Raw genomic sequence first — 26,416 nt, 5'->3', positions numbered from 1 at the left:
GTGCGAAAAAATCGTCAAGAATGGACAATTCAGGCTGTTTCCTGCTGTTTTTTGGCTTTTATTAGTCGCGCCTCACGTTCCTGTTTCAAATGTGTCAACTTTTTGTGTTGCGTTGCACAATGGTGGTCCTATTCTGCGCAAGGGGGGCGCTTCCGATTGGAATGCGCCGTGAACGACGCCGCTATATTGACCGATTGGCAGTTTCGCCGTCCCTCCGGCGTATGCCGCTAATGGGAAATGCGCGCGACACCCAATTGGACGCGCTGAGGGCCATCGCCGTGACGATGGTGCTGTACTCCCATTTCTTCGCGGCCGGAGGGTCCTCGTTCTGGGGCCATATCGGCGTGCGCCTGTTCTTCGTGCTGAGCGGCTTTCTGATCACGCGACTGCTGCTGGAAGCCAGAGCGGCCGCCGAATTCGAAACCGGACCGGCGCTGAAATCCTTCTATATCAGGCGGGCGCTGCGAATATTCCCGCCCTATTTCGCCGTGCTGGGTTTCGTCTGGCTGGTGGACCTGGAGCAGTCCAGAGGATCGCTGGCCTGGCATGCCCTCTATCTGTCGAATTTCTGGTACGCGGCGCAGAATGAATGGACGCCCTGGCTGCTCTGCCATTTCTGGAGCCTGAGCATCGAGGAGCAGTTCTATATCGCCTGGCCACTGATCGTCCTGCTGGCACCGCGCCAGCGCCTCGAAGCGATCTGCATCGGCGTGATCATGCTGTCGCTGGCCTACCGGTTTTATTGGCCGATCGCGGGAACGCCCGGTTTGGCGCGCGACCTGCTGCCGCCGGCGTCGATGGATGCATTGGCGTCAGGCGCGCTGCTCGCCGCCTACCGGTCAAGAACAGCCGGCTTGCCGCAATGGCTTCGAGCTGGCTGGCCGGGGCTCGCCGCGGCGTTTTTCGTTCTGCAGTGGTTTGCGCCGGCGCCGGCAAATCCGGTGCAGGAATGGGGTCTCTGGCTGCTGTTGCAGATCCTGCCTGTCGCGCCTCTGGTGGTCATCGTTGCAAGCTGTTCAACGGGCATTGGCGGTCGCGTCGGAAAACTTCTCGAACTGCCGCCGCTGCTTGGCCTTGGCCGCATAAGCTACGGCGTCTATCTCTACCATCCCATAGTGCTGGCTCTGGTTGTCAAGTCGCAGCCCTGGATCCCGCTCAACGTCTCGGAGCAAGGGCCGGGGCGGTTCCTGGTCGCGGGAACTGCGACGCTCATGCTGGCTTCGGTTTCGTGGCTGCTTTTCGAAAAGCCGCTCAACAGCCTCAAGCGCCACTTCCCCTATGTTGCTGGAAAAGGCCGAGGCGCCATCTCGGCAGGCATGGACGTGGGCAATGCCGGATGGCTCGCGGCCGGAGCATATCCGGGCAGGCCGCTTGATGGTGGCACGTCACCCTTGCCGCGCAAGCTGCACCGAACCGATCGGAGCTGATCATGGCTGCTGCTCCCTTGGTTTCCGTTCTGCTGCCGATCTACAATGCGGGACCTTATCTCGCCGCTGCGCTGGGCAGCGTCCTGCGCCAGGATTACGAGCGTCTGGAGGTCATCGCCATCGATGACGGCTCGACCGACAACTCGCTGCAGATCCTGCAGAAATACCGCCAGGCCGACAATCGCATCTCGATCATCTCACGCGAAAACCGTGGCCTGATCGCAACTTTGAACGAAGGCCTGGCCGTGGCGCGCGGCGATCTGGTCGCCAGGATGGACGCCGACGACATCGCCTATCCCCAGCGCCTGTCGCGGCAGGTCGCGCTGTTCAACCAGCAGCCTGACCTGGCTCTATGCGGCGCGGGTTTCGATACCTTGCTCGGCAACCGCATCGTCCGGGGTTCGCCCGATCCGATATTCCAGGACAATATCCTGCGAATACTGTCGATGTTCTTCACGATCTTCATGCATTCCACGGTCGTCTACAACAGGAAGGTCATCGAAGAGAGCGTTCTATTTTATGACGAAAGCTACAAGCATGCCGAGGATTTCGACCTGTTCAGGCGGCTGACCGACCGCTACCCGGCGGCCATGATCCCCGAAAGCCTGATCGCCTATCGTATCCATGACGACAGCGTGACCAACAGGCACAAGCGCGAAATGCGCAGGACCCATTTGAAGATCGTCGCCGAGAACCTCGAGCGCGAAGGGCTCGCACAAGAGACGCAAGGCCTGCGCGACATCGGTGAGGTCCTGTCGATGGACACGGTTCGCCGTGCCGCCGAATGGATCCTTGCGCTGGAAGAAAGGATTTCGGCACTGCCAGCCGAGACGAGGCCGAGTTACCAGGCCGGCACGCTGAACCTGTTCTATTTCCACTACCAGCTGATATCGGGGGAAAGGCAGCCGCTGCTGATGCACGAATTCCTGACGCGGACGGCGAAATGGAACCTCATCCGGCGGCGCGAGCAGTACGTGTTTCGGACCGGTGCCTTCGCGCCGCGCTTCAGTCTCGCCTCGATGTCGGTCACCAGGCAGGTGGATGCCCTGTCGCGGTATCTGCAGTCCGTGCCGGCCGCGGCGGTTTTGCCTTCGAACCAGTTGAGCTAGCAACGCATGTTCGTCAAATCGCACCAGCTCCAGCAGCGCGGCCGCTCGACGGTGCCGGCGGCCATGTCGCCGCGGCCGCAGCAAGGACCGGCGCCGGCGGTCAGCTTCATTGTCTGCACACGCGACCGTGTCGCCGTACTCGAGCCCTGCATCAGCTCGATCCAGGCCGCGTGTCGTGCCCATGCCGACTTTGCCGCCGAGCTGGTGGTTGTCGACAACGGCTCGACCGACAGCACGGCCAAACGGCTGGCCAGCATCGCCGAACTGTCGGACATCCCGTTCACCGCCATTTGCGAGCCGCGACCCGGATTAGCGGCCGCGCGCAACGCCGGGCTGGAGCGGGCGCGGGGCCGCGTGCTGGTCTTCGTCGACGATGATTGCGCTGTCCACAAGGATTATTTGCGCGATCTGCAGCGGCACTATGCGGCCGGCGAACGGGTCATCCGCGGCGGCCGCGTCGAGATCGGCGACCCCCGCGACCTGCCGTTCACCATCAAGCGGTCGCCGGTGCGCGCGCGGCTTACGCCGGATGTCCATCCCGGCGGCTTCGTGCTTGGCTGCAACATGACGATGCATCGCGATGTCGCCGCCCGTATCGGGCGGTTCGACGAACGGTTCGGCGCCGGCGGCCCGCTGCGATCGGCGGAGGATACGGACTATCTGGTGCGGGCGGTGCTGCTTGGGATTCCGGTCGAATACGTGCCCGACATGACCATCTATCACCATCACGGCCGGCGCGACCGCAAGGCCATCGAAAAGCTGCATCGCGACTACAGCATGGGCAATGGCGGGCTTTGCCTGAAGCATATCCGCAACGCGCCGTGGCTGCTTCGGCATTTCTACTGGTCGATGAGGGCGGCCTTGCGCGAATTGGGGAAAGGCCCGCTGTTCGACCGTGAACTCCAGCTGTCGCACTGGCCGATCATCGGCATGAACTTGCTGGGCGCGGCCAAGTTCGCGGTGCTTTTGCTGGCGAAATCCCCCGAAACGACGGAAATGCGACAGGAGCAACAGGCAAATGCCGAGGCAAGGTGATCCGCCATCATGCGACTGATGCCGCCCAGCCTACCGATGCTGCGCCGCGCGCTCGGGCAAAAACAGTTGCGTCTGCTTCCGGCCGTGGTGGTGCTCGGGCTGCTCAGCGCCGCGCTTGAAGGCTTCGGCATCGGCCTGATCATCCCGTTGCTGAACATAATCATGGGGCAACAGGGGCAGACCGGCATGGCTGGCTTTTCCGCCGTCTTCCAGCATGTCGGATCGAGCTTGAGCGAGCGCGACCGGCTGATCGTCATATCGGTCGCCATCCTCGGCTCGATCGTGCTGAAGAACCTGTTCGCTTTCGCCAACACGCTGCTGACCACCTTTATCTATGGCAAGGCAAGCCATTCGATCCGCAGCGCGCTGTCGGAGCGGCTGCTGCGGGTGGGCTACCCATTCTTCCTGCAGCAAAGCCCGGGACGGCTGCTCAACATCATCTCCAACGAATCCTGGCGGGCCTCGGATGCCATCCAGATCACGTTGGGGGCAATCGTCAATGCATCGGCCGCAATCATCCTATTGGCCTTCCTGCTGCTCCTGTCGTGGCAGATGACGCTGCTGGTGACGCTGGGCCTGGCGCTGGTCCAGGTCGCGCACGCCGTGCTGTCGGCCAATCTGAAGGCGCCGAGCCGCAGCGTCGCCTCCCGCAACAGCCAGCTCGCATCGCAGATGCTGCATCTGGTGCATGCCGGGCGGCTGATCCGCATTTTTGGCCAGGAGCAACGCGAGAAGGCGGCATTCGACCAGGCATCGGATGCGGTGCGCCGGGCGGCGTTCGTGCTTTTAACCCGCCAGGGAGCTTTGCCGCCGCTGACCGAGGTTCTGCACGCCATGCTGTTCCTGGCGGTGGTGATCGGCGCCTGGTTCGCCAATGTTTCCTTCCCGCTGATCGTCGCCTTCGTCATCCTGCTCTACAGGCTGCAGCCCTACATGCGATCGTTGCAAATGGCCTGGAGCCAGCTGCAGGGCCTCAGCGGATCGCTGGAAGAGGTGACGTGGATGCTGGACCCATCCGACAAGCCAGCGCCGCCGCAAGGCAGCGCAGCGTTCCCCGGGCTCAGCCAAGGCATCAAGTTCGAGGACGTCACCTTTACCTATTCCGGCTCGGAGCAGCGCGCGGTGGTGCTGCATGCGGCGAGTTTCGATATCCGTAGCGGCCGCTCGACCGCGCTGATCGGCCGGTCGGGCGCCGGCAAGACGACGATCGTCAACCTTTTGTGCCGCTTCGTCGAACCGGATAGCGGCAGGATCCTCGTCGATGGATCGCCGCTGGACCGCATAGACCCCGGCCAGTGGCGAAAGCACATCGCGCTTGCCAGCCAGGAGCTGGAGCTGGTCGACGGCACGATTTTCGACAACATCATCTACGGCCAGGACGCGGCCTCGGCCGATGACGCCGAGCGCGCGGCAAAACTGGCCGAAGCGCATGGCTTCATCGAGCAACTGCCGCAGGGTTACTGGACGGTCGTCGGCTACCGCGGCGTCAATCTCTCGGCGGGACAGCGACAGCGGATCGCGCTGGCCAGAGCGCTGGTGCGCGATCCCGATATCCTGATCCTGGACGAAGCCACCAATGCGGTGGACGGCCTGTCGGAAGCGGCAATCGTCGAGACGCTCAAGTCGCGGGCCGGCCGCCGCACTACCATCGTCATCAGCCATCATCGCAGCACCATCTCGTTCTGCGACGACGTCGTGATCCTGAGCCACGGCCGTGTGAAAAAGCAGGCGCCGTTCGCCGCGCTTGCGACGCTCAGCATGGACGAGCTTTACCAGCACGAGGCGCTGGAAGGCTGAGGGCGACCCGCTGCGTGCGCGCGCTGGGAGGTCGTCTCGGATGTCAAGCCGGGTCAAGCATCTCAGGGGCGAGGAAGACCTCCGCCATACGTCTCTACGGGGTTTCTGGGATGATGAGTGATCCCGAGCTTACCCGCTTTTCATCTGGAGCGTACAGAACCAAGGGTCCGCCTGCCAAATCCAGCAATGGCAGGCGGACCCTAATCAGCGCATGAAGGGACTGATTCTGCGCCGATGTCTCCTCGAGGAGGTGACGCCTTCAACTGAAGACGGGCGCAGTTGTTCCCGACGCCGGCCGTACACAAGACCATTGCGCAGGCAGGTCAGACTTAGGTCCCTGTAAACGCGCATCGCTGGCTGGAGTGAACATCGGATCGGCTCGGTGGTAGCGAAACTTCGGCCGGAGATAGATGCAGCCATCGGGTCCCGGAGCATGACCGGCTCGGCGCTGATCATGGGCGGCGATCTGTCCCCGCACGACTGATGCCGAGGGCGCTTGCAGTCCTGCGGAATACGCATCCACCAGCGCCAGTGAAGTTGTCCAAGCGGTACGCAGCGGTCGTCAAGCTGTTGCTAATATGCAGCACAGGCAGCGCTCTATGAACGGCGTCGCTTTGGAACCGCTACCTCCGACCAACCGTTAGTGTCACAATGACAAACCAAAAAGTGAGGCTGACGATGGACCCGCTGCAAAACAACACGTTGGAGATCTGGTGTCTTGCGGCCGTTCCGCTGTCGCTGCTCCTCACGGTGTTATTAGCCGGATTTATCCTTTAGCCGGACCCAACGGGGCCGGCTGCGGACCGGGGCCTGGAAGATGAAAATGCCGGCCATTTAGGCACGCTAGGCGTCTCGGACACCCCGTAGCACCAGGCCGTGGCAGCCTTTCCAACATTGCCATCATAATCGGCTCTTTCGACCGGTCCGGTCCGCAGCGATTGCTCGCAGGCCCGTTGCGAGGGCGAGCATGCGAGCTCGTACGTTTTTTACACAATCTCTGATTGGTGGACTCGCCCGCCGCCATCGACGTTAATTTTGCGTTAGCGACAGGAGGGGGAGATCGCTAAAGGGAGGAAGAAAATGAAAGAAAACTACGATCTGACGATCGACTACGCCGACGAACCTTACGACAACAAGCCTTACGATCTAGCCACATTCGCAAGGAAGCACGGGCTCAACATTCGAGCCGCCGAGCTTCTTCTTTTCGCCAAAGGCCCGTCTCGAGCGGCCTGCGATGCCGCGGCGAGGGCTTTTCTCGCCGCAGTCGCCGCACAAGCTATGAGACAATCGGCGCGGTAAGTCTCACAAACCATTGCTGACACGGCCTGCCGTGTCAGCAACCCGACGCACAGCGCTGGAAATTCCAGGCCGTTTCCAACAAGATGCCTGAGCATCCGGGAACGGCCTGAAATGTGCAATCTCTACAACATCACGACCAGCCAGGAGGCCATCCGCCAGTGGACCCGCGCCTTGCGCGACATCCTCGGCAATCTCGAACCCTCCATCGACATCTATCCCAACCAGCCCGGCCCTGTGGTGCGCAACACGCCGGACGGCGAACGCGAATTGGCCAATCTGCTGTGGGGCATGCCGACGCCACTGGAGCGGGTCAAGGGCAAGGCCGACTATGGCACCACCAATATCCGCAATCCGCAATACGGCCACTGGCAGCAATATCTCGGCATCGAGAACCGCTGCGTGGTGCCCGTCACCAGCTTCGCCGAGCCCAGCCCGACGCCCGGCGACAAGGACCCCGAGACCGGCATTCAGCGCAACTACTGGTTTGCACTCGGCGAGGACCGCCCGCTATTCTTCTTTGCCGGCCTGTGGACGCGCTGGCATGGCCTTCGCAAGGTCAAGGACGGCCCCGCCGATCACCAGGTCTATGGCTTCATGACGACCCAGCCCAACGCGCTGATCTCGCCGATCCACGAGAAGGCGATGCCGGTGATCCTGACCACGCCGGAAGAAACCGAGGCCTGGCTCACCGCGCCATGGTCGGAGGCAAGGCACCTGCAGCGCACGGCGCCCGATGACGCGCTGGTGATCGTCGAAAAACCGGCGACACAGATCAAGTTTCCGCAGCAGGCGCCGGCGCAAGGCTCGTTGTTTTAGCGCTTGAATTTCTGCAGCACCCAGATGTAGCCCTTGGGTGGATGGTCCTGGTCGATGAACTGCGTCTTCACCGTCGTGTCCTTGCGGCTGCATCGTTTGCACCTGAACCTGATCGCTTCCAGCGGCTTGTTCCAGCCCACCACCTGGGCCACGTCATTCGCCCTGAAGCGTCCGACATGGTAGCAATGGCCGCACTCCACGATAAGCAGCATGTTGGCCTTGGCGGCACGCCCAACGCTGTCCATCGGCCCGGCCATGGCTCATTTCCGGGTCGAGTAATCCTCGGGCAGCGGAAGCAGGCCAAGCTCCGCCATCCGATAATCGGGCTCCTTCTCCGCGACGCTGGCCAGCACCTCGTGCAATTTCTCGACAAGCCCGCAAAGCTGCCAGAACAGCTCGCCATGCGCCTGCAGATGCAGCTGCGACGACAGCACCGTCTTGCGCAGGCTCAAAGCGTCCCTGATGATCGCCCCCGCATCCCTCGCCGACAGCCTGTCAAACCGGCTTTTTCGTCTGCCCATCGCGGCTCTCCTCGATTTGTGAGCAACCGCCCCGCTTACTGACAAATAGGAAGGCATTCCTCGCAGAGTCAATTCGCTCTTGACATTTTTGTTCCCGTTTTGTTCTGTCTCAACAGAAACTAATGGAGGCATCGAAGCGACAGCACGCCGCCTCAATGCCTCTTGAAATACTGCACCTCACGTTCGTGCTTTTCGGCGGCCTCGCGGGTATCGAAGGTGCCGAGATTGCGGCGCTTGCCGGTCTTTTCGTCCTTCTTGCGCGAATAGAGGCGGTATTTTCCGTCTTTGAGTTTTCTGATCATCTGTCACTCCCCGAGGCGCTGCTTCCCCTTGAGGTTGCGCGCGGCTTGTTCGATAGCCGCCCTGTCGTTGCCCAGCCTGTCGATCAGCTCCTGCGCCTGTTCGCCCGATATGCCGGTGCGCACCGCCAGGGCCTCCACCGTCAAGACGTCGGAGCTCGCGACCTCGCGGGTTTCCGGCAGGGCATCGCCTGCCGTCAGCGGCAGGGCTGCCTCCCTGTCGATCTCGGCCTCGGCCCGGTGCCAGTGCCGCTCGGGATCGCCATGGATCCCGCCTTCGCGTTCCCAGATCTGGTATGCGCGCTCACGAATCTTGTCTTCCCGGTCGTCGCCCATGTTGATTTCTCCTTTGGGTATCGGATGAACGCCGCGCCAACCCGAACGATCCAAGAAATCTGCGTGATCGTTGGGTGGGGTCGCACAAGGCGCCATGCACTGCGGCCGCCAGCCACCCCACGGCCTGCCTACTCGCACTGCCGGCGCGGCCCGCCCGAATACGGCTGATAGCTGTTGTCCTCCGGTCGATATGACCGGTAGCGGCTGAAGCAGTATTGCACGTGGTCGAATGAGAGCTCGGCGGCGCCGGGTTCATCCGATGGCGCGTAGCCCGCCACCGACGACGTATCGCTCGCCTCGAAATAGCTGCCGTCATCGGCGGCGCCGAGATAGGGCGAGATGCAGGGGCGCTGTTGTCCGCTGTAGGATGTGTAGTGGTTGTCGTCCGGCCTGTAGGAGCGGTAGCGGCTTGCGCACCATTCCACGTGGGCGGCGGGTAGCGTCTGCTGCTTTTCCGCTGGCGGCTGGATAGAGCCGGTCGCGGTGATGTCGGTTGTCGACGCTGCGGCATCGGCGGGTTTCGAGCTGCGATCAACTTCCGAGGTGCGAACGGGGACCGGGCGGGCCGGAAGGCGCTCGAGGCGCTGCGCGGCCGGGTTCACCGGTCGCGGGTCCCTGGTCCACAGTTCGGCGACGCTGGAGACCGGGGCGGCCGGCCGTACCGGCTTGGCTATCAGAAGCCAGGTGGCGAAGGCGAGGCCGCTGGCGAATACGGCAAGCGTCAGCACGAAGCCGCCAAAGATTGCGAACAAGGCTTTCATGCCGCGCTCCTTCGCCTCCCGGTTAAGGAAATGCGGGGGTGGGGAATCCGGTTCCAGGAAGAGGGTGGGGGCAGGGCACTAAAGGAGGACCCCTCTCTCCGTCTCGACTACGCCGAGACACCTCTCCCGCTTTGCGGGGCGAGGACCCAAGGCCCCTTAGGCGGCTTTCAGTGCAGGCCGAATTCGCGCAGCAGTTCCTCGCGGTAGCGTACGAAGCGGCTTTCGCTGCGCTCGCGCGGGCGGGGCAGGTCGATGTCGATCAGCCGCGCCGCGCCGCCTTCCTCCTTGGGCAGGATCAGCACCCGGTCGGCGAGGTAGATCGCTTCCTCGAGGTCGTGCGTCACCATCACCATGGTGACGTTCTCCTCGCTCCAGATGCGCGCCAGTTCCTCCTGCATGCCGATCTTGGTCATCGCGTCGAGCGCGCCCAGCGGCTCGTCGAGCAGCAGGATTTCGGGCTGCACGGTCAGCGCGCGGGCGATGCCGACGCGCTGCGCCATGCCGCCCGACAGCTGCCGCGGAAACGCATCGCTGAATTCGGCGAGGCCGACGAGCGCGATATAGAAGCGCGCCCTTTCCTCGGCCTCCGCCTTGGGCACGCCGCGCACTTCGAGACCGAAGGCGACATTGCCGAGCACCGTCAGCCAGGGCAGCAGGCGCGGTTCCTGGAAAATCACCGCACGCTCGGCGCCGACGCCGTGCACCGGCTTGCCGTCGATGGCGACGCCGCCGCTGTCGGCGGCCTCCAGCCCGGCTAGGATGCGCAGCAGCGTGGTCTTGCCCGATCCGCTGGCGCCGACGATAACAAGGCATTCACCCGAGCGGATGTCGAGGTTGAGGGTCCTCAACACGGCGAGCGAGCGCCCACTGATGCTGAACGATTTGGACAGGTCGCGTATGCTGACCTGACCGCCGCTTGTGCTGCTCATCGCGCTCGTCTCCCAACTGGTTGGTCGGTTGCTTTTGTCAGTTGGTCTTGGTTTCGCCCGGCCGGTAGAGGATGTCTGTTGCCTTCAGCTTGCCCTTTGGCAGGCGGCCGTCGCGCTCGAGCACGCTGACCCAGAAGTCGATGTCGCGGTCCGTCGCCTTGGCGCCCTGGCGCAGGCCGAAGCCGGTCCAATAACGCGCCAGCTCGCCGTTTTCGCCGCGCTTGTCGAGGATGTTTGCCAGCACCTTGCGCGCTTCGTCGGGGTTCTGCAGCGACCAGTCGGAGGCGCGCGCCGATTGTTCGACGAAGTTGCGGGCGGCGTCGGGATGCGCGGCGATGAAGTCGCGCCTGAGCACGACGAAGCCGCCGGCCAGCTCGCCCAGCACGTCGGTGTCGTTGAACACGCCACGCACACCGCCATTGTCGACCAGCGCCCCGGCAAACGTCGCCTGCCAGTAGCCCAGCGCCGCGATGTCGACCTGGCGGGAGCGCAAGGTCTGCTCGAGCTGCGGTCCGGGCACGACGACGAGATTGGCGGCATCCGGCGACAGGCCGACGCTGTGCAGCGCCTCGCGCACGGTATAGTCGAGATGGGCGCCGAGCGTGTTGACGGCGATGGTCTTGCCGGCAATGTCAGCGATCGATTTGATCGGGCTGTCGTCGAGCACGTAGAAGACGCTGCGCACCTTGCTGTTGATGCCGTTGCTCGGATAGACGGCGACGAAGTCGTTGCCGCCGGAGATCGAGTTGATCACGGCGGCGGTTGCAGCCGAGCCGATATCGACGCTGCCGGAGGCGAGCGCAAACAATGATTCCGGGCCGCCGCCGGAATAGCCGACATTCTCGACCTCGATACCGAGGCCTTTGAAATAGCCGAGCTCGGCGGCCAACTCATGCGGAGAGATGCTGCCACGGCTGGCGAGGGAGCGGAACTTGACGGGTGCCGCTTCGGCAAAGGCGAAGCGCGGCAGGCCGGCGGTGAGAAGGCCGGCGGCGAAGGGCGCGCCGGCAAGCAGGGAACGGCGGGAGATTTTCATGGTCCGGGTCTTTCCTGATTTGAGTTCTGGCCTGGTTGAGATTGGTAAGCGCGGGTGGTCAGTCGACGGCATTGCTCCAGCGGCAGAGCCGGCGCTGCAGGCTGACCAGCGCCTGGTTGGCGATCAGGCCGAGGCCGGCGAGGATGACGATTGCCGCAAACATCAGCGGGATCTGGAAATTGTATTGCGCGTTCATCACCTGGAAGCCGATGCCCTTGTTGGCGCCGATCATTTCGGAAGCGATCAACAGCAGCAGCGCCGTGGTGGCGCTGAGCCTAAGCCCAACGAAGATCGACGGCACGGCGCCGGGCAGCACGACGCGACGGAAGACGGTGAGCTGCCTGGCACCATAGACGCGGGCCATCTCCAGCAGTTTCGGATCGACTTGCTTGACGCCGCCGATGGTGTTGAGCAGCAGCGGGAACAGCGTCGCCCAGAAGATGACGAATACCTTGGACGCTTCGCCGAGCCCAAGCAGCAGGATAAAGACGGGATAGAGCGCCAGCGCCGAGGTCTGGCGGAAGACCTGCAGGATGGGATCGAGCGCGGTCTCGACCGTGCGCACCTGACCCATGAACAGGCCAAGCGGGATGGCGACCAGCACGGCGGCCGCGAAAGCGAGACCGGCGCGCTGCAGGCTGATGGCGATGTCGCTGAGCAGAGTGCCGCCGACCAGCCCCTTCCAAAGTGCCGCGACAATCATGTCGATCGGCGGCAGCACGGCCGCGTTGACCCAGCCCGCGCTGCTCGACACTTGCCAGATTGCGAGGAAAGCGATGAGGACGCCGTAGCGCGACAGGAAGCGGATGCCCGCCCGGCCACCGAGGCGCAGGAAGTCCGTGCCGAGGCTTGTCGTGCTGTCAGGCGTGCCGAGGCTGGCGGCCTGTTCGATGTGCTGCAAGGTCATCGTGTTGCCTCCTGCTTGGAAAATATCGGGCTTCTCGGGATTATTCGGCGGCCAGCACCGCCGAGCGGGCGGCGGTCCAGGGGTTTTCCGGCCGCCTGAGGCCGAGGTTCTCGCGCAACGTCCTGCCTTCATAGGCGGTGCGGAACAGGCCGCGGCGCTGCAGCTCGGGAATCACCAGCTCGACGAAGTCGTCGAGCCCGCCGGGCAGCCAGGGCGGCAGGATGTTGAAGCCGTCGGCGGCTTCGTTGCCGAACCATTCCTCCAGCTGATCGGCGACCTGCGTGGCGCTGCCGATGACGGTATAATGGCCGCGGGCCGTTGCCACCCATTGGTAGAGCTGTCGGATGGTGAAGTTGTGCTCGTCGGCAATCTGGCGGATCAGCGCCTGGCGGCTCTTCATGCCTTCGGTCTCCTTGCTCGGCGGCAGCGGTCCATCGAGCGGATAGCCGGTGATGTCGAGCGTCTGGCCGGCCAGCCCGTTGAGCAGGGCGACGCCGTCTTCGGGCAGGATGAGATCGTTCAGTTGCTGGTACTTGGCGCGCGCTTCTTCTTCGGTGCGGCCGACGAAGGGTGCCACGCCCGGCATGATCAGCACCTGCTCGGGATCGCGGCCGACGGCCGTCACGCGCGCCTTGATATCGCGATAGAATTCCTGCCCCGACGCCAGGTTCTGATGGGCGGTGAAGATGACTTCCGCCGAGTGGGCGGCGAGCTTGCGACCGTCTTCCGATTGCCCCGCCTGCACCACGACCGGGTGCCCCTGCACCGGGCGCGGCACGTTGAGCGGCCCTTTCACGCTGAAATGCGCGCCCTTGTGGTCGATGTCGTGGAGCTTGTCCTTGTCGTAGAAGCGCCCCGATTTCTTGTCGCGGATGAAGGCATCGTCCTCCCAGCTGTCCCACAGCGCCTTGACCGTCTCGACATGCTCATGCGCGCGGGCATAGCGCTCGGCGTGGGCAGGCTGCGTCTCGCGATTGAAGTTGCGCGCTGTTTCGTCGCCGGCCGAGGTGACGACGTTCCAGCCGGCGCGGCCATTCGACAGATGATCGAGCGAGGCGAATTTGCGGGCGAGCGTGTAGGGCTCCTCGTAGGTGGTCGAGGCGGTAGCGATGAAGCCGAGATGCGTAGTGAGCGGCGCCAGCGCAGCAAACAGCGTCACTGGCTCGAAGCCAGCGATCTTGGCGTTGCCGCCTTCGCGGGCGCCGAGCCCGACCGTCAGATTGTCGGCGAGGAAATAGGCATCGAACAGGCCGCGCTCGGCGATCAGGGCGAGCTGCTTGTGGAACTCGAAATTGGTGGCGCCGTCGGCCGGCGCCTCGGGGTGGCGCCAGGCGGCGATATGTTGTCCGCCGCCGGGCAGGAAAGCGCCCAGTTTGATTTGCCTGGATTTGGTGGATCTGGTCATCGCGGCGTGCTCCTGGACGGATCGGAAAGGGGATCTCGGGTCAGTGGTGCGTTCAGGCGGCAAGGCCGACGCCGTAGGGCACCCCGGTTACCCGGCATGCCTCGGCGACCGCCTGCCGGGCGCGGGCGTGGATGGCTTCGGACACCAGAACACCATTGGCAAAGTCCTTGTCGGAGGCGTAGATCGCGGTCGGTACGGTCAGCGCCTCGAAGAAGCCGAACAGCGGCCGCAGCTGGTGCTCGACGATCAGCGAATGGCGCTCGCCGCCGCCGGTCGCGGCGAGGATGACGGGCTTGCCCCTCAGCGATGACGGATCGAGCAGGTCGAAGAAGTGCTTAAAAAGCCCGGTATAGCTGCCTTTGAAAGTCGGCGAGCCGGCCACCAGGATGTCGGCGCCCAGCAGCCGTTCGACGATGTTGCGCGCCGCGGGGTCGAGGTCGCCGAGGCGCCTTGCCTGCGGCAGGGACGCGCCGAGATCCTCGATGTCGAAGACGGCCGAGGCCGCGCCGATGCTTTCGGCGGCCTGCTCGACAATGTGGCTGACGAACGCCTTGGTCTTCGATGGCCGGGTCAAGTTGCCCGACAGCCCCACCACGAGCTTTTTCGACATTCCTGGCTCCCTCTCAAGCGCTCTATTTTAGGATCTTGGGTCTAGCGATCTATGTTAAATCTAGAGAGTTTGTAGAATTAAGAGAGTGAGAAAATTTCAAAAGTAGCGCATTGGGCGAACGGAGTTTGCGGCACATCGCCTGCAATTGGTTCATTCAATGCGCCGCAGCGCGCTGAAAACCCGCCACAGCGCCTTCAGCCGCGATGGCGCAGCGCGTCGGACAGAGCGCATGAAGCCGGCCGGACATATAAGGCAAGTCGCCCTCGGACGCTCTCGGCGCGACGTCGAGGAACTATGTCCCGATACCACAATCCTCGACGGCCTAGCGGTCCTCGGGGAGGATGCAAGCGAGGCACAGGCCACGGCGCTGGAGCGGCTCCGCGGCATGCAGTGAGTCAGGTCAATTTGATTCAAATCCGGCTGTGGATATTTGCTTTTGGCTAAATCGAGGCGGTCATCTTGCCGGCGGGCGGGCAACAGGGAGATGCCTATGACAAGCGACTTTGCCGCCGCACACCTGCACCTTGAACGAGCCTGCCACTATTTGAGCGGCGAGGACGAGACGAGCCGCACGGCTCGTGCGGCTCTGGATCTCCTGATCGATGCAATTGTCGCAGCGCAATACAAGCGGCCGGTGGGAGATGTTGTGGAGTTTCCAAGGCAGGCAAAGCTGGGGCAATCCGCAAGCGGGAACGGGTAATCCAACTAGCGGCGTCCCTTGTCCTGCCGGATTTACATGAACCAGGTGGCCACCAGGCCGATCGTCGCCGAGAAGATGGCGGCGGTCGTTGCCCAACCGAGTATGTTGGTGCTGCGGCTGTTCACCTGCTCCCCCATGATCCTGCGGCTGTTCGTCATCAGCATGATGAGCAGCAACAAGGGCGGCGTCGAGAAGCCCTGAACGATGCCGGACCAGACCAGCGCCTTCATCGGATTGAAGCCAAGGAAGTTGAGGCCGGCGGCGATCGCCGTAAAAAATCCGATGGCGAGATAAAATTTGGGTGCCTCTCGAGCCCGGGCGTGCAGGCTGTTTTTCCAGCCGATGGCTTGCGCCACGTCATAGGCAGCGCCGGCGGTCATGACAGGAACCGCGAGGAAACCGACGCCGATCACGCCTGCGGCGAACAGGACGCTTGCGGCTTGGCCGGCTAGCGGGCGCAGCGCCTCCGCCGCTTGCGCTGCCGTGTCGATATCGTGGTGGCCCGCCTTGTAGAGCGTAGCACCCGTCGACAGGATGATGAAATACATGATGAGATTTGAAAACGTCATGCCTATGAGGATGTCCCGGCGCGAGCGGCGGAGTTCGCCGGCGGTGGCGCCCTTCCTTTGCCTGAGCGTCGTTCGCCCCTGGGCAATCTCCTCCTCGACCTCCTCATTGGACTGCCACGTGTAGAGATAGGCGGACAGCGTGGTGCCGATGATGGCGACCAGGATCGACAGGAACTCGCGGTTGAATTCGATCCTTGGAAGCAGCGTTCCGCGCAGCACCGCCGCGGCGTCCGGTTTGGCCAGAATGGCGGCACCGACATAGGCGAGCAGCGCCAACGCCAGCCAGCGAAAGATGTTGCGGATCAAAGTATAGGAGCCGAAGACCTGGAGGGCGAAGATGAGGGCGGCGACGAACAGCACGATCAGCGGAATGGGAAGCGGCACGAATATGTTGATCGCCGCCGCCATTCCACCAAGATCGGCCGCTGCCTCGATGGTGTTGCCGACGAGCACACCCAACAGCACCGACCAGAGCAGCCACCGCGGGTAGAAGTCCTTGATGACGTGGAACAATCCGCGCCCCGACACCTGGCCGAGCTTCGACGACAGGTAGACGACCGCGTACATCATCGGCAACGTCACCGGAGCCGTCCAGAGCAGGTCGGGTCCGAAACGGGCGCCGGCACTGGCATAGGTGCCTATTGCGGAACAATCGTCGTCGGCCGCCCCTGTTATCAGTCCGAGGCCGAGCGCTCGTCCTATGCCGCCTTTGCCCTCCTTCGGTGGGATGGAATGATCGGAACCGGCCTGCCTCATTGCGACGGGACCGGGTTGCGAACGAAAGACGCGGCCTGCCATGCAATAATGGTAAGGATCGGTCGCGGCGCTGGTCTCATTTTGCTTCCTTCAACAACTTGCCCAAACCCGGCGTGCCATGACTTGTTCCGCGACGACGGGACAGGGGTTTTGTCTCAGGCAAAAAAGTTCGGGTTGACCGCTTCCGAACGCGAAGCGACTATCCGTTCGAGGCGAAGATCGCAGGAGGAAATGCAATGGACGAGCCCGGTCAGTGGCGCCACATGTCGAGCGCGCCAAGGGACGGCAGCAGAATCCTTGTCACGGTTCGGCCGTCCGAACAGGGTCCGGCCGAGGTCGACATGGCTTACTGGGCCCGCGCCGATCAGTTCGGCAGCGAAGGCTGGCGCGCCTCCGACTCGTCTCCAGGACGCATCGTCGAATATGCCGAACCCGAACTGAAGTGCTGGATGCCGCTGCCGTCGGCCAATCTCAGCAAGGGATCGATGCCTAGCCCCTGGGAGGGCGAAGATGTGCCGCTGGTGGATGGCTCCGGGATATGAGCGAGCGGGAAGGGTAGTTTTGATCGCTGGCGGGACAGCGCCCCCCTCTGGCCTGCCGGCCATCTCCCCCTCAAGGAGGGAGATTGGCCCTCATCGCGGCCTTCGCTAATCTCCGACGCTGCAAGAAGGGCGCGGCTATTGAAGCTGCCGATCTCCCCCTTGAAGGGGAGATGTCCGGTAGGACAGAGGGGGGTGTGAAGGAATGCCAACGTCCCGGTTGGCCCGCCTCGTTAGAACAGGAATGCGGCCGTGGCGGGGTTCGGGCCGGTGCGGCCGTCGGGCGAATCCATGCCCCGGATAAGCTCGAGGTCCTTCGCTTCCAACTCGAAATCGAAGACATCGAAATTGGCGGCGATGCGGTCCTGGTGGATCGACTTTGGAATGACGATCAGCCCTTCCTGAAGGTGCCACCTGACGATCGTCTGCGCCACCGACTTGCCGTGTTTCCTGGCGATGCTTTCAAGCGTCGGATCGCTCAACAGCCGGCCGCTGCCCAGTGGGCTCCAGCTCTCGATGCGGATGTTGTGCCTGTCGTGGAATTCACGTTTGTCACGCTGCTGGAAGCGGGGGTGGAGCTCGATCTGGTTGACGGTCGGCGTGACGCCGGTCTCGCCGATGATCCGTTCGAGGTGGTCCTGGTTGAAGTTCGAAACGCCGATCGACTTGATCCGGCCTGATTGCCTGAGTTCGATCAGCGTCTTCCAGGCCTCGACATATCTGTCCTGGCTGGGCACCGGCCAGTGGATCAGGAACAGGTCGATCTGTTCGATGCCGAGCTTGCTCATCGTCTCGTCGAAGGCGCGCAAGGTGGCGTCGCGCTGATGCGCGCCGTTGCGCAGTTTCGAGGTGATGAACAACTCGCTTCTCGGCACGCCGGCCGAGCGGATCGCCTGCCCGACACCTTCCTCGTTCTGATAGCCTTCGGCGGTGTCGATCAGCCTGTAGCCGGCCTCGATTCCCCAGCGCACCACCTTGGCGGTGATGGCTGGATCGACCTGCCACACGCCGAGGCCGATTTGCGGAATGGCGGAGCCGTCGTTCAATCTGATTTGTTCAGGTCTATTCAGGGTAATCTGTTCAGGCATGTTCAGGTCCTTCTGCATCGTTCCGCCCGGCGCAGGCTCTATCTAGTCTGAATGGCCGCCAAAGCCAGTCGATATCAGGAGAATGTGAGGAGACGGACGTGAAGCGCTGATCCTCCGCTTCGGGCCGACAGCTCTCTGTGACCCACGGACTCCAGGGAACTCTATACAGGACGACCCCACTATCGCGGATTCTGTGGTATTCTGTGGACTATCCGAGGAGGCGACTGCGTTGACCAACAGCTTGGAAGCCGAAGGGGCAAGAGACTGGTCGCCCCTGCTGGTCGCGGCAGAACAAGGCGATGCGGAGGCGGTTCGATCGGAATTGGCGGCTGGCGCCGACATCAATCAGTCGGACGACGGCGGCTGGTCTGCACTTCACCTTTCAGCCCTCAATGGCCGCACAGCTGTGGTGGAGGCGCTGATCGAAGACCCGGAAATCGACGTGAATGCCAGAAACAAGTGGAAGAGCACGCCCTTGAGCCTTGCGTCGGCCAAGGGACATTACGCGTGTATCGCAGTCCTCGTGAGACACCCCCAAATAGAGATCAACGCGCGAGCTGACTACTACGGCAGAACGGCTCTTATCGAGGCGGCGAAGAACGGGCATCTCGAAGTCGTCAAGTTGCTCGTGGAGAATGGCGCGGAAGTAAATCTGACCGACAAGACGGGGAGAAACAACGCGCTCATCGAGGCTATCAAGGGGCGGCACTACGAGATCGCGGAATACCTGCTGGATTCTGGGAAAGTGAGCTTTATCAACAAAGAGATGAGGCTAAACGCCCTGATCTGGGCTGGCAGCTGCCACAACTCTCAGCTTATCGAAAAGCTGGAAGCCGCGATCCACAGTTTCTTCAACGGCAAATAAGGGCCTCGCCCTTACTGTCGCGGGGCGCGTCCGTATCTCCCGTCACGTCGACACGCTCGATGGCGCAAACGGCCCCGCGGCGCTTCACAAAAATTATTCAACCAAACGGTTGACTATCTCAAAGCGTGCGTCTATATTCAACTACATGGTTGAATTAGAGACACCCCAGATGGACGCGGTTTTTCACGCCCTTGGCGACGCCACCCGGCGGCACATGCTTCGCGATCTCGCCGATGGCGAGAAAACGGTAAGCCAGCTGGCGGAACCCTTCGCGATGTCGCTCGCGGCGGCCTCCAAGCACATCAAGGCGCTGGAGAACGCAGGGCTTATTCGTCGAGAGGTGAGGGGCCGCACGCATCTGTGCCGACTAGCCCCTGGACCGCTGGCCAGCGCCCATCAGTGGCTCAGCTTCTACGAGCGCTTCTGGACCGGTCGTCTCGATGTTCTCGAACGCCTTCTTCGCGAAGAGGACGCACGCAAAGCCCAGGATGAGTCCAGGAAATCGCCCAACCCGAAAGAAGGAGACGAGCAATGAACCAGATGAGAACCATCGACGCCTATGGCGAGCTGAGCGAGCCCGCCACGTTCACCATCCAGCGCCTCTTGCCCGGCCCCATCGAGCGCGTCTGGGCCTATCTCACCGAGAGTGACTTGCGCCGGCAATGGATGGCCGCGGGCCAGATGGAAATGAAGGCCGGCAGCTCGTTCGAATTGGTCTGGCGTAACGACGAGCTGACGGACCCGCCTGGCCAGCGCCCCGCGGGCTTTCCCGAAGAGCATCGGATGGAGGGCCGGATCACCGAACTCGATCCGCCGCGCAAGCTTTCCATCACCTGGGGAAACACCGGCGGCGTCTCCTTCCTGCTGGAGGCGAAGGGTAACGATGTGCTGCTCACCGTCGTTCATCGCCGCCTGCCGGAACGTGCAATCCAGCTCAACATCACGGCCGGCTGGCACATACACCTCGACCTGCTGGCCGCCCGCCTGGCGGGCAAGACGCCGACCTCGTTCTGGGACGGCTGGAGCCGCCTGCGGGAAGAATACGACCGCCGCCTGCCGGCCTGATGTAACTCGCGGCGGCCATCCCTGAGGTCGCCGCCAGCAACACGAAGCAACGCTGAAACGATGAAACGTGCTTGCATCCCGCAAGCCTGATGGAGGAAGTCATGCGCAAATTGATCGCTGGAATGAAGATTTCCGTCGACGGCAAGATGGAGGGGCCCGAGGGTTATGCCGATTGGGTCGACGCGTGGTCGGACGAATACGGCCTGACGCCGCAAATCGACGCTTGCCTGCTTGGCAGCGTCATGTATGCCGGCTACGAGCGCTACTGGAGCGCCATCCAGAACGAGCCCGACAAGCCGCTGCCGATGACCGGCAAGTTACCGAAGCCGGCCGAGCTCGAATGGGCCAGCTTCGCCGCGCAGACGCCGCATTATGTGCTGTCGAACACAATGACTTCGGCGGCCTGGCCAAAGACGCGCTTCGTGCGGAATTTCGAGGATATCGCTGCGCTGAAACAGCAGCCCGGCAAGGACATCTACCTTATGGGCGGCGCCCGAATTACCGCGAGCCTTATCGATGCCGGGCTGGTCGATGAACTCAGGCTGATCGTCTATCCGCTGCTCGCCGGTGACGGAAAGGCGCTGTTTGGAACGGCGAAAAATCGTCGTGGGCTCGAACTGCGCAAGGTCGAACAGCTTTCGGACGGCCGCGTCGGGCTGGTTTACGGGATCGGCTAAAGCGCGTCGCATTCGATCGGCCTCATGCGACGCGCTTTTTCGCGGCGTGCATTAGCGCCAACGTCAGGCAACGGCACCGCGGCAGGCCCAGGCGACATTGGCAAAGGACCTCGGGCCGTCGGGCCGGCCGGCCTCATAGGCGTCGCGCATGGCGGCGTCGGTGCGCGCCCGCTCTTCCGGATCGAGCGCGGCCACATACTTGCCGAGCGGCCCTTCGCCGGCGGCAATCGGCGCCCAGTAATCACCGAAATTTTGGTAGTCCATGCGGATCATCAACTGGGTTTCCGTAACGTCGCGGAGACCCTGTTCGACAAAGGTCCGTTTCATTTCACCCGGCTGCATCATCGGCTGCGTGCAATAGCGGGCACGCAGCTGGCGTCCGCCTTCACTGAGCACCGCCACCGTGTCGATCATCATGCGCATCCCCGGCATGCCGCCGAGATGGTCCCATACCGTCGCCGCGACGACGCCGCCCGGCCGCACGACGCGGCGCATCTCGGCGACTGCCTTGCCGGCTTCGGGCACGAAATGGAGCACGAGCAGGGCTAGGGCACGGTCGAACGCGCCATCCTCAAAGGGCAGGGCGCAGGCATCCGCCTGACGGATTTTTATCCGCGGATCGGTGTTGCGTCGGATTGCCTCCTCGACGAAAACGGCCGAAAAGTCGATCGCCGCGACCTCGCCGAGGTCAGCGGCCTTGACGAGCGCGAAGGTCAGGCTGCCGGTACCGCAACCGACGTCGAGGATCTTTTCGCCGTCGGCAAGCCCCACGAAGTCGATGAACAGCGGCGCGAGTCTTTGGCTCCAGCGGCCCATGAGCTGCTCATAGCCGGCAGCATGATGAACGTTGAAACTTGAAGTCATCGAAGCCTCCTCCCAAAGCCGTATGCTAGACTTCGGCGGCCGCTGACGAAAGCCACTTTTGGCGCGTGTTGGTTCGGCAGCCCGGAGCGCGCGAAGACATCGCCGGCCGGATTTGATGGCGCCGGCCAGCCAGCCTCCGTGGCCTCGACCACCTATTCGGCGGGCAATCCGCGGCGCTTCCATTCGCTGCGCGGCACCGGATTTCCAACACGAAAGGCAAACGACACGACTCTCATCGCGTCCGGATCGACCTCGCAGCGAAAGCTCAGATCGTACCACTGCCCGTTTGCAGGGAACGGCGCACTGGCGACGTTCATGACCGTGCCGGCCTTCAGCCGATACTCAAGCAGGCTGTTTGGGAAATAGGGGGGCGACGCGTGCACCAATTGCTGTGCGAGTTCCGTGTTGCAGAGCTGACCGATCCGCACGGCGCGCGGCACATTTTTCATCGCGGTTGTCGCTACCGGATCACCGGTTGCTGATTTTGAGAACAATCTCTTCGCTTCCTGAAGCTTCAAGGGCCTTTGCACTTTGGCGACATCCGCTGGCTTGGGCTTCGGCGGCGGTGATGCGCCAGGCGACGGAGCCTGGTCTTTCCCCTCAACCGCTGTCACGGCAGGTGGCTGTGCAAGATCCTGGCTACTGGGAACTTGCGGCGCTGGCGGTTGTTCCGAACCATCCTCCGCACTGTTGCCGTCCAGAGACTTGCGAGGACCGGCGTCCTTCTCACCGAATTGGAAGACAGGTCTCTGCGCGGTGACCTCACGGCTCGTCGGCGTCTCGACCTTGGCTTCCGGCTGCTTTTCCGGCTTGGGCGGTTCAGCGGGGGACGGAGGTTTGGTTTTTTCCGGCGGTTTAGGCGGCGGCACGATATCAACTGCGATGGGCTGCTCCTTCTGCGGCTGCGGGGGCGACAGCGGCAGTGCGGACAAAAGAAGCGCGGCGGCGAGCAAATGCACGACCGCGGAGGCAGGCAAGGCCCACCCGAATACCCGGCGCTGATCCCGTATGTCGTCTCTCATTGTGACCGGTGTGTGGAATGAAATATTGGCGGCATCAAGCATCGATGCCGCCAGACGTCGAAATAACCTGTTGCGAATCGAAAGTCGGCGGCTGCAATGCGGCGCGGCATCCAATCGTGTGGCGTCGGCGTCCGCGCAGGGGACCGGGCCAGCAGCGCATGCATCAAGTCGTCATTTCAGGCGGCTAGCAGGCACGCCCTCCCGGCACGGTGTCGCCGGTTGAAATCACAGGGAAACCGATAGCCCGCCGTCAACCGCCAGCACGTGCCCGTTGACGTAAGCGGCAGCGTCGGAGGCGAGAAACACCACGGCTCCGCCGAGCTCCTCAGGCTGGGCCCAGCGGCCCGCGGGGGTTCGTGCCTCGACCCATTTGGTGAAGGCCTCGTCGTGCATAAGTGCGGTGTTGAGCTCGGTGGCGAAATAGCCGGGGGCGATGGCGTTGACGGTGATGCCGTGACGGCCCAGCTCAGCGGCAGTGGAGCGTGTCAGCCCGTGCAGGCCCGCCTTTGCCGCCACATAGGCGTGAATGGTGGGGCGGCCAAGGATCGCTGCGACCGATCCGGTGTTTATTATGCGCCCGAACTTGTTTGGCAGCATCAGGCGCACCGCGTCGCGCATCATGCGGAAGCAAGCCGACAGATTGACGGCAACCACATGGTTGAAATCCTCGTCCTGCCATTCGACCAGCGGTTTCCGATGCTGGATGCCGGCGTTGTTGACCAGAATGTCGAGGCGGCCGTGGCGTTCGACGATTCCTTCGAGCGACGCCCTTGAGATCGCCGCGTCGGTGACATCGAACGGCAGGGCTTCTGCACCGATCCTTTCGGCCGCCACGGAAAGGGCGGCCACGTCGCGGGCATTGACGATCACCGTCGCACCGTTTTCGGCAAGTGCCTTGGCCATGGCAAAACCAAGACCACGCGAGGCACCCGTGACCAATGCGACACGGCCCTTGAGCGAGAACAATTCCGGCATTGAGATCCCCTATGAAAAGGGCGGGAGTTTCCTCCCGCCCAAAAGCGCTATTTGGCGACGCAGGTGTCGGCTGTCTCCGGAGTGCAGACATCGAGGCCCGTGTAGGTCGGGTCGGCCGGCGGAGCCTTGCCCTCCTTCATGTCCTTCAGCGCCATCATCGTCTTGTAGCCCATCTCGAACGGCCGCTGACCGACCTGGCCAAGGGAGAAACCTTCCTTCATCTGGTCGATCTGTACCGGAAGCGTGTCGGCAACGACAAGGGCCAGGGCTTTCGAGGCGATCTTGTCCTTGTACGGTGCGACCGCGGCGCGGTTGGCGTCGGGGATGAACTGCGGGAAGCCACCGGTTGGGACGAATGCGTCGAGGTTCGGGTTTTTCGCCATGATATCCTCGAACTGTTGCACCGAAAGCGGGAAATCATCGTTGGTGTAGAGCGGACAGCCTTCGATTTCGGTCCAGCCGTTCTGGCCCGTCAGCCGATCCCCGGGCGAGGCCGCCGATTTGGTGCCCGAAAGTGTATCGCGAATGCCCTGCATGCGCTCGTTGTGGTTGGCCGCCGCGGCGCCGCCGGACTGGATGCAGATCGTGCCGCCTTTGGGCTTGATCTGCATGACAAGCTTGGCGAGGTTCTCGCCGATCTCATAATTGTGCGTGCCGATATAGGCAACGCGCAGATCCTTGTTTTCGGGCAGGAGATCGGAGTCCCAGGTGAGGACCGGGATGCCGGCTTCCTTGGCGGCCTGCAGCGCAACCGCCATCGCCGCGGCGTTCGATGGTGACACGGCGATGCCGTCCACCTTCTTGGCCACGAGATCCTGTACGATCTGTACCTGCTCGTCGCCGCCGCCATGCTCGCCGGGGCCGATATACATGCACTCCACGGCGCCATTGGATTCGGCCTCGGCTTTCTTGCAGCCGTCGCGTGCCTGGTCGAAGAAAGGATTGTTCATGTTCTTCGGCACCAGGGCGAAGGTGTATTTCGCCTGGGCGCCGGAAACGGCAAGCACCATTGCGCCAAGCGCGACGGCGGCCGTCAGCAGATGTTTTTTCATGTGACGTTCTCCTCCTTGGTGTGATGTCCCGCAAGCCTCCCGCCGGCGGGTTTCTAGCGGCGTTTTTTGGGCATCAAGACTGCCAGCGACGCGGCGAGAATCGATTTGCCGCCCGTTTGCATGCCCAAGAGAACCGCAAGAACGATGAAGGCGCCGACGAAGGCACCCTGCCAGTTTGAATCGATGCCGGCCATCAGCAGCGCATTCCTGATCACCTCGAGGAAGGCCGAACCGATGATCGCACCGAAGGCCGTGCCGGCGCCGCCCATGAGGCTGGCGCCGCCAATGACTGTCGCGGCGATAACGCGCAGTTCGTAGCCCTGGCCCATGGCATTTATAGCCGAACCGTTATAGCCGAGGAGCAGGAGCGAGGCGAGCGCGGCGGTGAAAGCCGAGAAGACATAGGCCTCGAATTTAATCCAGTTGACCGGAACGCCGGTGAGCCGTGCCGCCTCCTCATTGCCGCCGATGGCGAAGAGATGCCGGGCCCAGGCTGTGAAGTTGAATACGAAGCCGACAATCAGGGCCAGGATCACCATGGTCCAGAACTGTGACGACAGTTCTGGTATCCAATGCGGTGCCCAGTCGTTCGGACCATGCCGCGGCCATTTCCACTGACCGATTGCCTTCACAATCGGAGCATCGGGCCCGAACTGGTAGAGCATCTGGTTGGCCGAGAATACGACCGCCAGCGAGCGCGCGACGGACAGCATGCCGAGGGTGACCACAAAGGACGGCATCCCGACATAGGCGACAAAGAATCCGTTGACCGCGCCACAGGCCAGACCGGAGAAAAGGCCCATGGCGAAGGCGACGTACCAGGGATAATGCCAGGTGAGGAACAGGCCGGCGACGATGACCACGAGACCCATGACGGAGCCGACCGACAGATCGATACCGCCGGTGATGATGACGATCGTCATGCCAAGTGCCATGATGCCGAAAGGTGCGAAATTGCGCGTCACATTGGCGACGTTTTCAGAGGTGCCGAAGCTCGGCTCCATCGCAGTCATCAACATGACGAGCGCGATGAGCGCGATCATCACCCAGAAGGGCTGACTTGAAATCACACGTTGGAGAACTGTTTTTTCCTTGGTCGGGACGAAATCCGACATGGCCGGCCTGCCATGTTCTTCGACTGAGCCCTGAACGCCAACTGACTCCTGAACACTATTCGCCACGGATGGCCCCCGTTATCAGTCCGGTGATTTCCTCGGGCGATGTTTTGTCGGCTGGCTTGTCGGCAACTTTCGAGCCCCGCCTGAGGACGATAATGCGATCTGCCACGGCGAACACGTCAGGCATTCGGTGACTGATCAGCATGACGCCGACTCCTTGTGCTTTGAGGCGTCGGATCAGTTCGAGTACTTCCGCCACCTGGCGCACTGAGATGGCGGCCGTTGGTTCGTCCATCAGCACCAGCTTGGCATTTGAAAGCCGGGTCCGCGCGATGGCGACCGCCTGGCGCTGCCCACCCGACATCTTCCTGACGAGGTCGCGCGGCCGGGTTTCCGATTTGAGTTCCTTGAACAGCGCTGCCGAGCGATCGATCATCGCCTGCTTGTCAAGAATCCTGATCGGCCAGAAGCCCTTCTTGATCTCGCGCCCCAGAAAGACGTTCTGCGCGGCCGTCAGATTATCGGCGAGCGCCAGGTCCTGATAAACAACTTCGATCCCCTTGGCGCGGGCCTGCACGGGCTGGTGGAAGTGGCACACCTCGCCCTCGACTACAATTTCGCCGTCGCTCGGAGGAAAATTCCCGGCCACAGTCTTGACTATCGTCGACTTGCCGGCGCCGTTGTCCCCCATCAGACCAACGACTTCGCCTCGCTCCACCTGGAAGCTGACGTCGGTCAGGGCCTGGATAGCCCCGAAATTCTTGGAGACGTGGCGAACCTCAAGCACCGGCATCGCGGTCCTCCCGGGACAACATTTTATCGGTCTTGTCCCTGGTCTA

The 26,416-nt window shown here is 62.7% G+C and carries 29 protein-coding genes; 11 read left to right on the top strand and 18 right to left on the bottom strand.

Annotation, left to right across the window (positions count from 1 at the left end):
- The first annotated feature begins 230 nt into the window (after nt 1–230).
- From NKH60_RS20150 to NKH60_RS20125, 6 genes are all read left to right on the top strand, one after another.
- Nucleotides 231–1,427, top strand: a complete 1,197-nt coding sequence (locus NKH60_RS20150; protein WP_352473739.1) for an acyltransferase family protein — start codon at nt 231–233, stop codon at nt 1,425–1,427.
- A 2-nt stretch (nt 1,428–1,429) separates the two neighbouring features.
- The gene (locus NKH60_RS20145) at nt 1,430–2,536 is read left to right on the top strand and encodes a glycosyltransferase family 2 protein (RefSeq protein WP_352473738.1); all 1,107 of its coding nucleotides are present in this window, start codon (nt 1,430–1,432) and stop codon (nt 2,534–2,536) included.
- Between the two features lie 6 nt (nt 2,537–2,542).
- Nucleotides 2,543–3,571, top strand: a complete 1,029-nt coding sequence (locus NKH60_RS20140) for a glycosyltransferase family 2 protein (RefSeq protein ID WP_502896437.1) — start codon at nt 2,543–2,545, stop codon at nt 3,569–3,571.
- Nucleotides 3,572–3,580: 9 nt separating this feature from the next.
- Nucleotides 3,581–5,368 carry an ABC transporter ATP-binding protein gene (locus NKH60_RS20135; RefSeq protein WP_502898640.1) on the top strand — a complete coding sequence of 596 codons (1,788 nt, stop codon included), beginning with the start codon at nt 3,581–3,583 and terminating at the stop codon, nt 5,366–5,368.
- 1,080 nt (nt 5,369–6,448) lie between these two features.
- On the top strand, nt 6,449–6,667 hold the full coding sequence (locus tag NKH60_RS20130) for a hypothetical protein (RefSeq protein ID WP_352836611.1): 219 nt from the start codon (nt 6,449–6,451) through the stop codon (nt 6,665–6,667).
- Nucleotides 6,668–6,778: 111 nt separating this feature from the next.
- On the top strand, nt 6,779–7,483 hold the full coding sequence (locus NKH60_RS20125) for an SOS response-associated peptidase (protein WP_352836608.1): 705 nt from the start codon (nt 6,779–6,781) through the stop codon (nt 7,481–7,483).
- Here NKH60_RS20125 and NKH60_RS20120 read toward each other — a convergent pair.
- From NKH60_RS20120 to NKH60_RS20070, 11 genes are all read right to left on the bottom strand, one after another.
- Entirely contained in the window at nt 7,480–7,740 is a 261-nt protein-coding gene (locus tag NKH60_RS20120; protein ID WP_023677293.1) for a hypothetical protein, read from the bottom strand. The genes NKH60_RS20125 and NKH60_RS20120 overlap by 4 nt on opposite strands.
- Before the next feature lie 3 nt (nt 7,741–7,743).
- Complete coding sequence (locus tag NKH60_RS20115; protein ID WP_352873102.1) at nt 7,744–8,004, bottom strand: hypothetical protein; 261 nt, start codon at nt 8,002–8,004, stop codon at nt 7,744–7,746.
- Between the two features lie 152 nt (nt 8,005–8,156).
- Nucleotides 8,157–8,306: a hypothetical protein gene (locus NKH60_RS20110; RefSeq protein WP_023677295.1), complete on the bottom strand. Its 150-nt coding sequence runs from the start codon at nt 8,304–8,306 to the stop codon at nt 8,157–8,159.
- A 3-nt stretch (nt 8,307–8,309) separates the two neighbouring features.
- Nucleotides 8,310–8,639: a DUF2934 domain-containing protein gene (locus NKH60_RS20105; protein ID WP_287286361.1), complete on the bottom strand. Its 330-nt coding sequence runs from the start codon at nt 8,637–8,639 to the stop codon at nt 8,310–8,312.
- A gap of 128 nt (nt 8,640–8,767) precedes the next feature.
- Nucleotides 8,768–9,400 carry a BA14K family protein gene (locus NKH60_RS20100; protein ID WP_352836602.1) on the bottom strand — a complete coding sequence of 211 codons (633 nt, stop codon included), beginning with the start codon at nt 9,398–9,400 and terminating at the stop codon, nt 8,768–8,770.
- A 167-nt stretch (nt 9,401–9,567) separates the two neighbouring features.
- Nucleotides 9,568–10,329 (bottom strand): ABC transporter ATP-binding protein, encoded by a 762-nt coding sequence (locus NKH60_RS20095; RefSeq protein ID WP_352836599.1) that lies wholly within the window; start codon nt 10,327–10,329, stop codon nt 9,568–9,570.
- Between the two features lie 37 nt (nt 10,330–10,366).
- Nucleotides 10,367–11,365: an ABC transporter substrate-binding protein gene (locus NKH60_RS20090; RefSeq protein WP_352836596.1), complete on the bottom strand. Its 999-nt coding sequence runs from the start codon at nt 11,363–11,365 to the stop codon at nt 10,367–10,369.
- Between the two features lie 58 nt (nt 11,366–11,423).
- On the bottom strand, nt 11,424–12,272 hold the full coding sequence (locus tag NKH60_RS20085) for an ABC transporter permease (protein ID WP_352836592.1): 849 nt from the start codon (nt 12,270–12,272) through the stop codon (nt 11,424–11,426).
- 40 nt (nt 12,273–12,312) lie between these two features.
- Nucleotides 12,313–13,677: an LLM class flavin-dependent oxidoreductase gene (locus tag NKH60_RS20080; RefSeq protein ID WP_352451454.1), complete on the bottom strand. Its 1,365-nt coding sequence runs from the start codon at nt 13,675–13,677 to the stop codon at nt 12,313–12,315.
- A gap of 52 nt (nt 13,678–13,729) precedes the next feature.
- Nucleotides 13,730–14,287, bottom strand: a complete 558-nt coding sequence (msuE, locus tag NKH60_RS20075; protein WP_352836588.1) for an FMN reductase — start codon at nt 14,285–14,287, stop codon at nt 13,730–13,732.
- Between the two features lie 732 nt (nt 14,288–15,019).
- Nucleotides 15,020–16,312 carry an Nramp family divalent metal transporter gene (locus NKH60_RS20070; RefSeq protein ID WP_352451453.1) on the bottom strand — a complete coding sequence of 431 codons (1,293 nt, stop codon included), beginning with the start codon at nt 16,310–16,312 and terminating at the stop codon, nt 15,020–15,022.
- Between the two features lie 236 nt (nt 16,313–16,548).
- Here NKH60_RS20070 and NKH60_RS20065 point away from each other — a divergent pair, with 236 nt between their 5' ends.
- On the top strand, nt 16,549–16,854 hold the full coding sequence (locus NKH60_RS20065) for a hypothetical protein (protein ID WP_023677305.1): 306 nt from the start codon (nt 16,549–16,551) through the stop codon (nt 16,852–16,854).
- A gap of 230 nt (nt 16,855–17,084) precedes the next feature.
- Here NKH60_RS20065 and NKH60_RS20060 read toward each other — a convergent pair whose 3' ends face one another.
- Nucleotides 17,085–17,939 carry an aldo/keto reductase gene (locus tag NKH60_RS20060; protein WP_352774375.1) on the bottom strand — a complete coding sequence of 285 codons (855 nt, stop codon included), beginning with the start codon at nt 17,937–17,939 and terminating at the stop codon, nt 17,085–17,087.
- Between the two features lie 229 nt (nt 17,940–18,168).
- Between NKH60_RS20060 and NKH60_RS20055 the strand changes: the two genes are divergently transcribed.
- The 4 genes from NKH60_RS20055 (at nt 18,169) to NKH60_RS20040 (ending at nt 20,546) form a co-directional block, all read left to right on the top strand.
- Entirely contained in the window at nt 18,169–18,804 is a 636-nt protein-coding gene (locus NKH60_RS20055) for an ankyrin repeat domain-containing protein (RefSeq protein ID WP_352834078.1), read from the top strand.
- Between the two features lie 145 nt (nt 18,805–18,949).
- Nucleotides 18,950–19,339, top strand: coding sequence for an ArsR/SmtB family transcription factor (locus tag NKH60_RS20050; protein ID WP_352569142.1), 390 nt, complete (start codon nt 18,950–18,952; stop codon nt 19,337–19,339).
- Complete coding sequence (locus NKH60_RS20045) at nt 19,336–19,869, top strand: SRPBCC family protein (RefSeq protein WP_352472189.1); 534 nt, start codon at nt 19,336–19,338, stop codon at nt 19,867–19,869. Before NKH60_RS20050 ends, NKH60_RS20045 begins: the two co-directional genes overlap by 4 nt.
- 101 nt (nt 19,870–19,970) lie before the next feature.
- Nucleotides 19,971–20,546, top strand: a complete 576-nt coding sequence (locus tag NKH60_RS20040; protein WP_352451449.1) for a dihydrofolate reductase family protein — start codon at nt 19,971–19,973, stop codon at nt 20,544–20,546.
- A gap of 63 nt (nt 20,547–20,609) precedes the next feature.
- Here the strand turns inward: NKH60_RS20040 and NKH60_RS20035 are convergent, their stop codons facing one another.
- The 6 genes from NKH60_RS20035 to NKH60_RS20010 all read right to left on the bottom strand — a co-directional run bounded on the left by NKH60_RS20035 (nt 20,610) and on the right by NKH60_RS20010 (nt 26,370).
- Complete coding sequence (locus NKH60_RS20035) at nt 20,610–21,410, bottom strand: class I SAM-dependent methyltransferase (protein WP_352834081.1); 801 nt, start codon at nt 21,408–21,410, stop codon at nt 20,610–20,612.
- Nucleotides 21,411–21,562: 152 nt separating this feature from the next.
- Nucleotides 21,563–22,474 (bottom strand): DUF930 domain-containing protein, encoded by a 912-nt coding sequence (locus NKH60_RS20030; protein WP_352834084.1) that lies wholly within the window; start codon nt 22,472–22,474, stop codon nt 21,563–21,565.
- Nucleotides 22,475–22,657: 183 nt separating this feature from the next.
- Nucleotides 22,658–23,407, bottom strand: a complete 750-nt coding sequence (locus tag NKH60_RS20025) for a glucose 1-dehydrogenase (protein WP_352489988.1) — start codon at nt 23,405–23,407, stop codon at nt 22,658–22,660.
- A gap of 47 nt (nt 23,408–23,454) precedes the next feature.
- The gene (locus NKH60_RS20020; RefSeq protein ID WP_352489989.1) at nt 23,455–24,459 is read right to left on the bottom strand and encodes a sugar-binding protein; all 1,005 of its coding nucleotides are present in this window, start codon (nt 24,457–24,459) and stop codon (nt 23,455–23,457) included.
- Nucleotides 24,460–24,512: 53 nt separating this feature from the next.
- Nucleotides 24,513–25,574 (bottom strand): ABC transporter permease, encoded by a 1,062-nt coding sequence (locus NKH60_RS20015; protein WP_352489990.1) that lies wholly within the window; start codon nt 25,572–25,574, stop codon nt 24,513–24,515.
- Nucleotides 25,575–25,629: 55 nt separating this feature from the next.
- Complete coding sequence (locus NKH60_RS20010) at nt 25,630–26,370, bottom strand: ATP-binding cassette domain-containing protein (protein ID WP_254819718.1); 741 nt, start codon at nt 26,368–26,370, stop codon at nt 25,630–25,632.
- Between the last annotated feature and the right edge of the window lie 46 nt (nt 26,371–26,416).

This window comes from Mesorhizobium sp. M1006 (genome assembly GCF_040318825.1).
Lineage (GTDB): Bacteria > Pseudomonadota > Alphaproteobacteria > Rhizobiales > Rhizobiaceae > Mesorhizobium.
The sequence above is the reverse complement of the archived record's forward strand: the minus strand, read 5'-3'. Positions and strand labels throughout refer to the sequence as shown.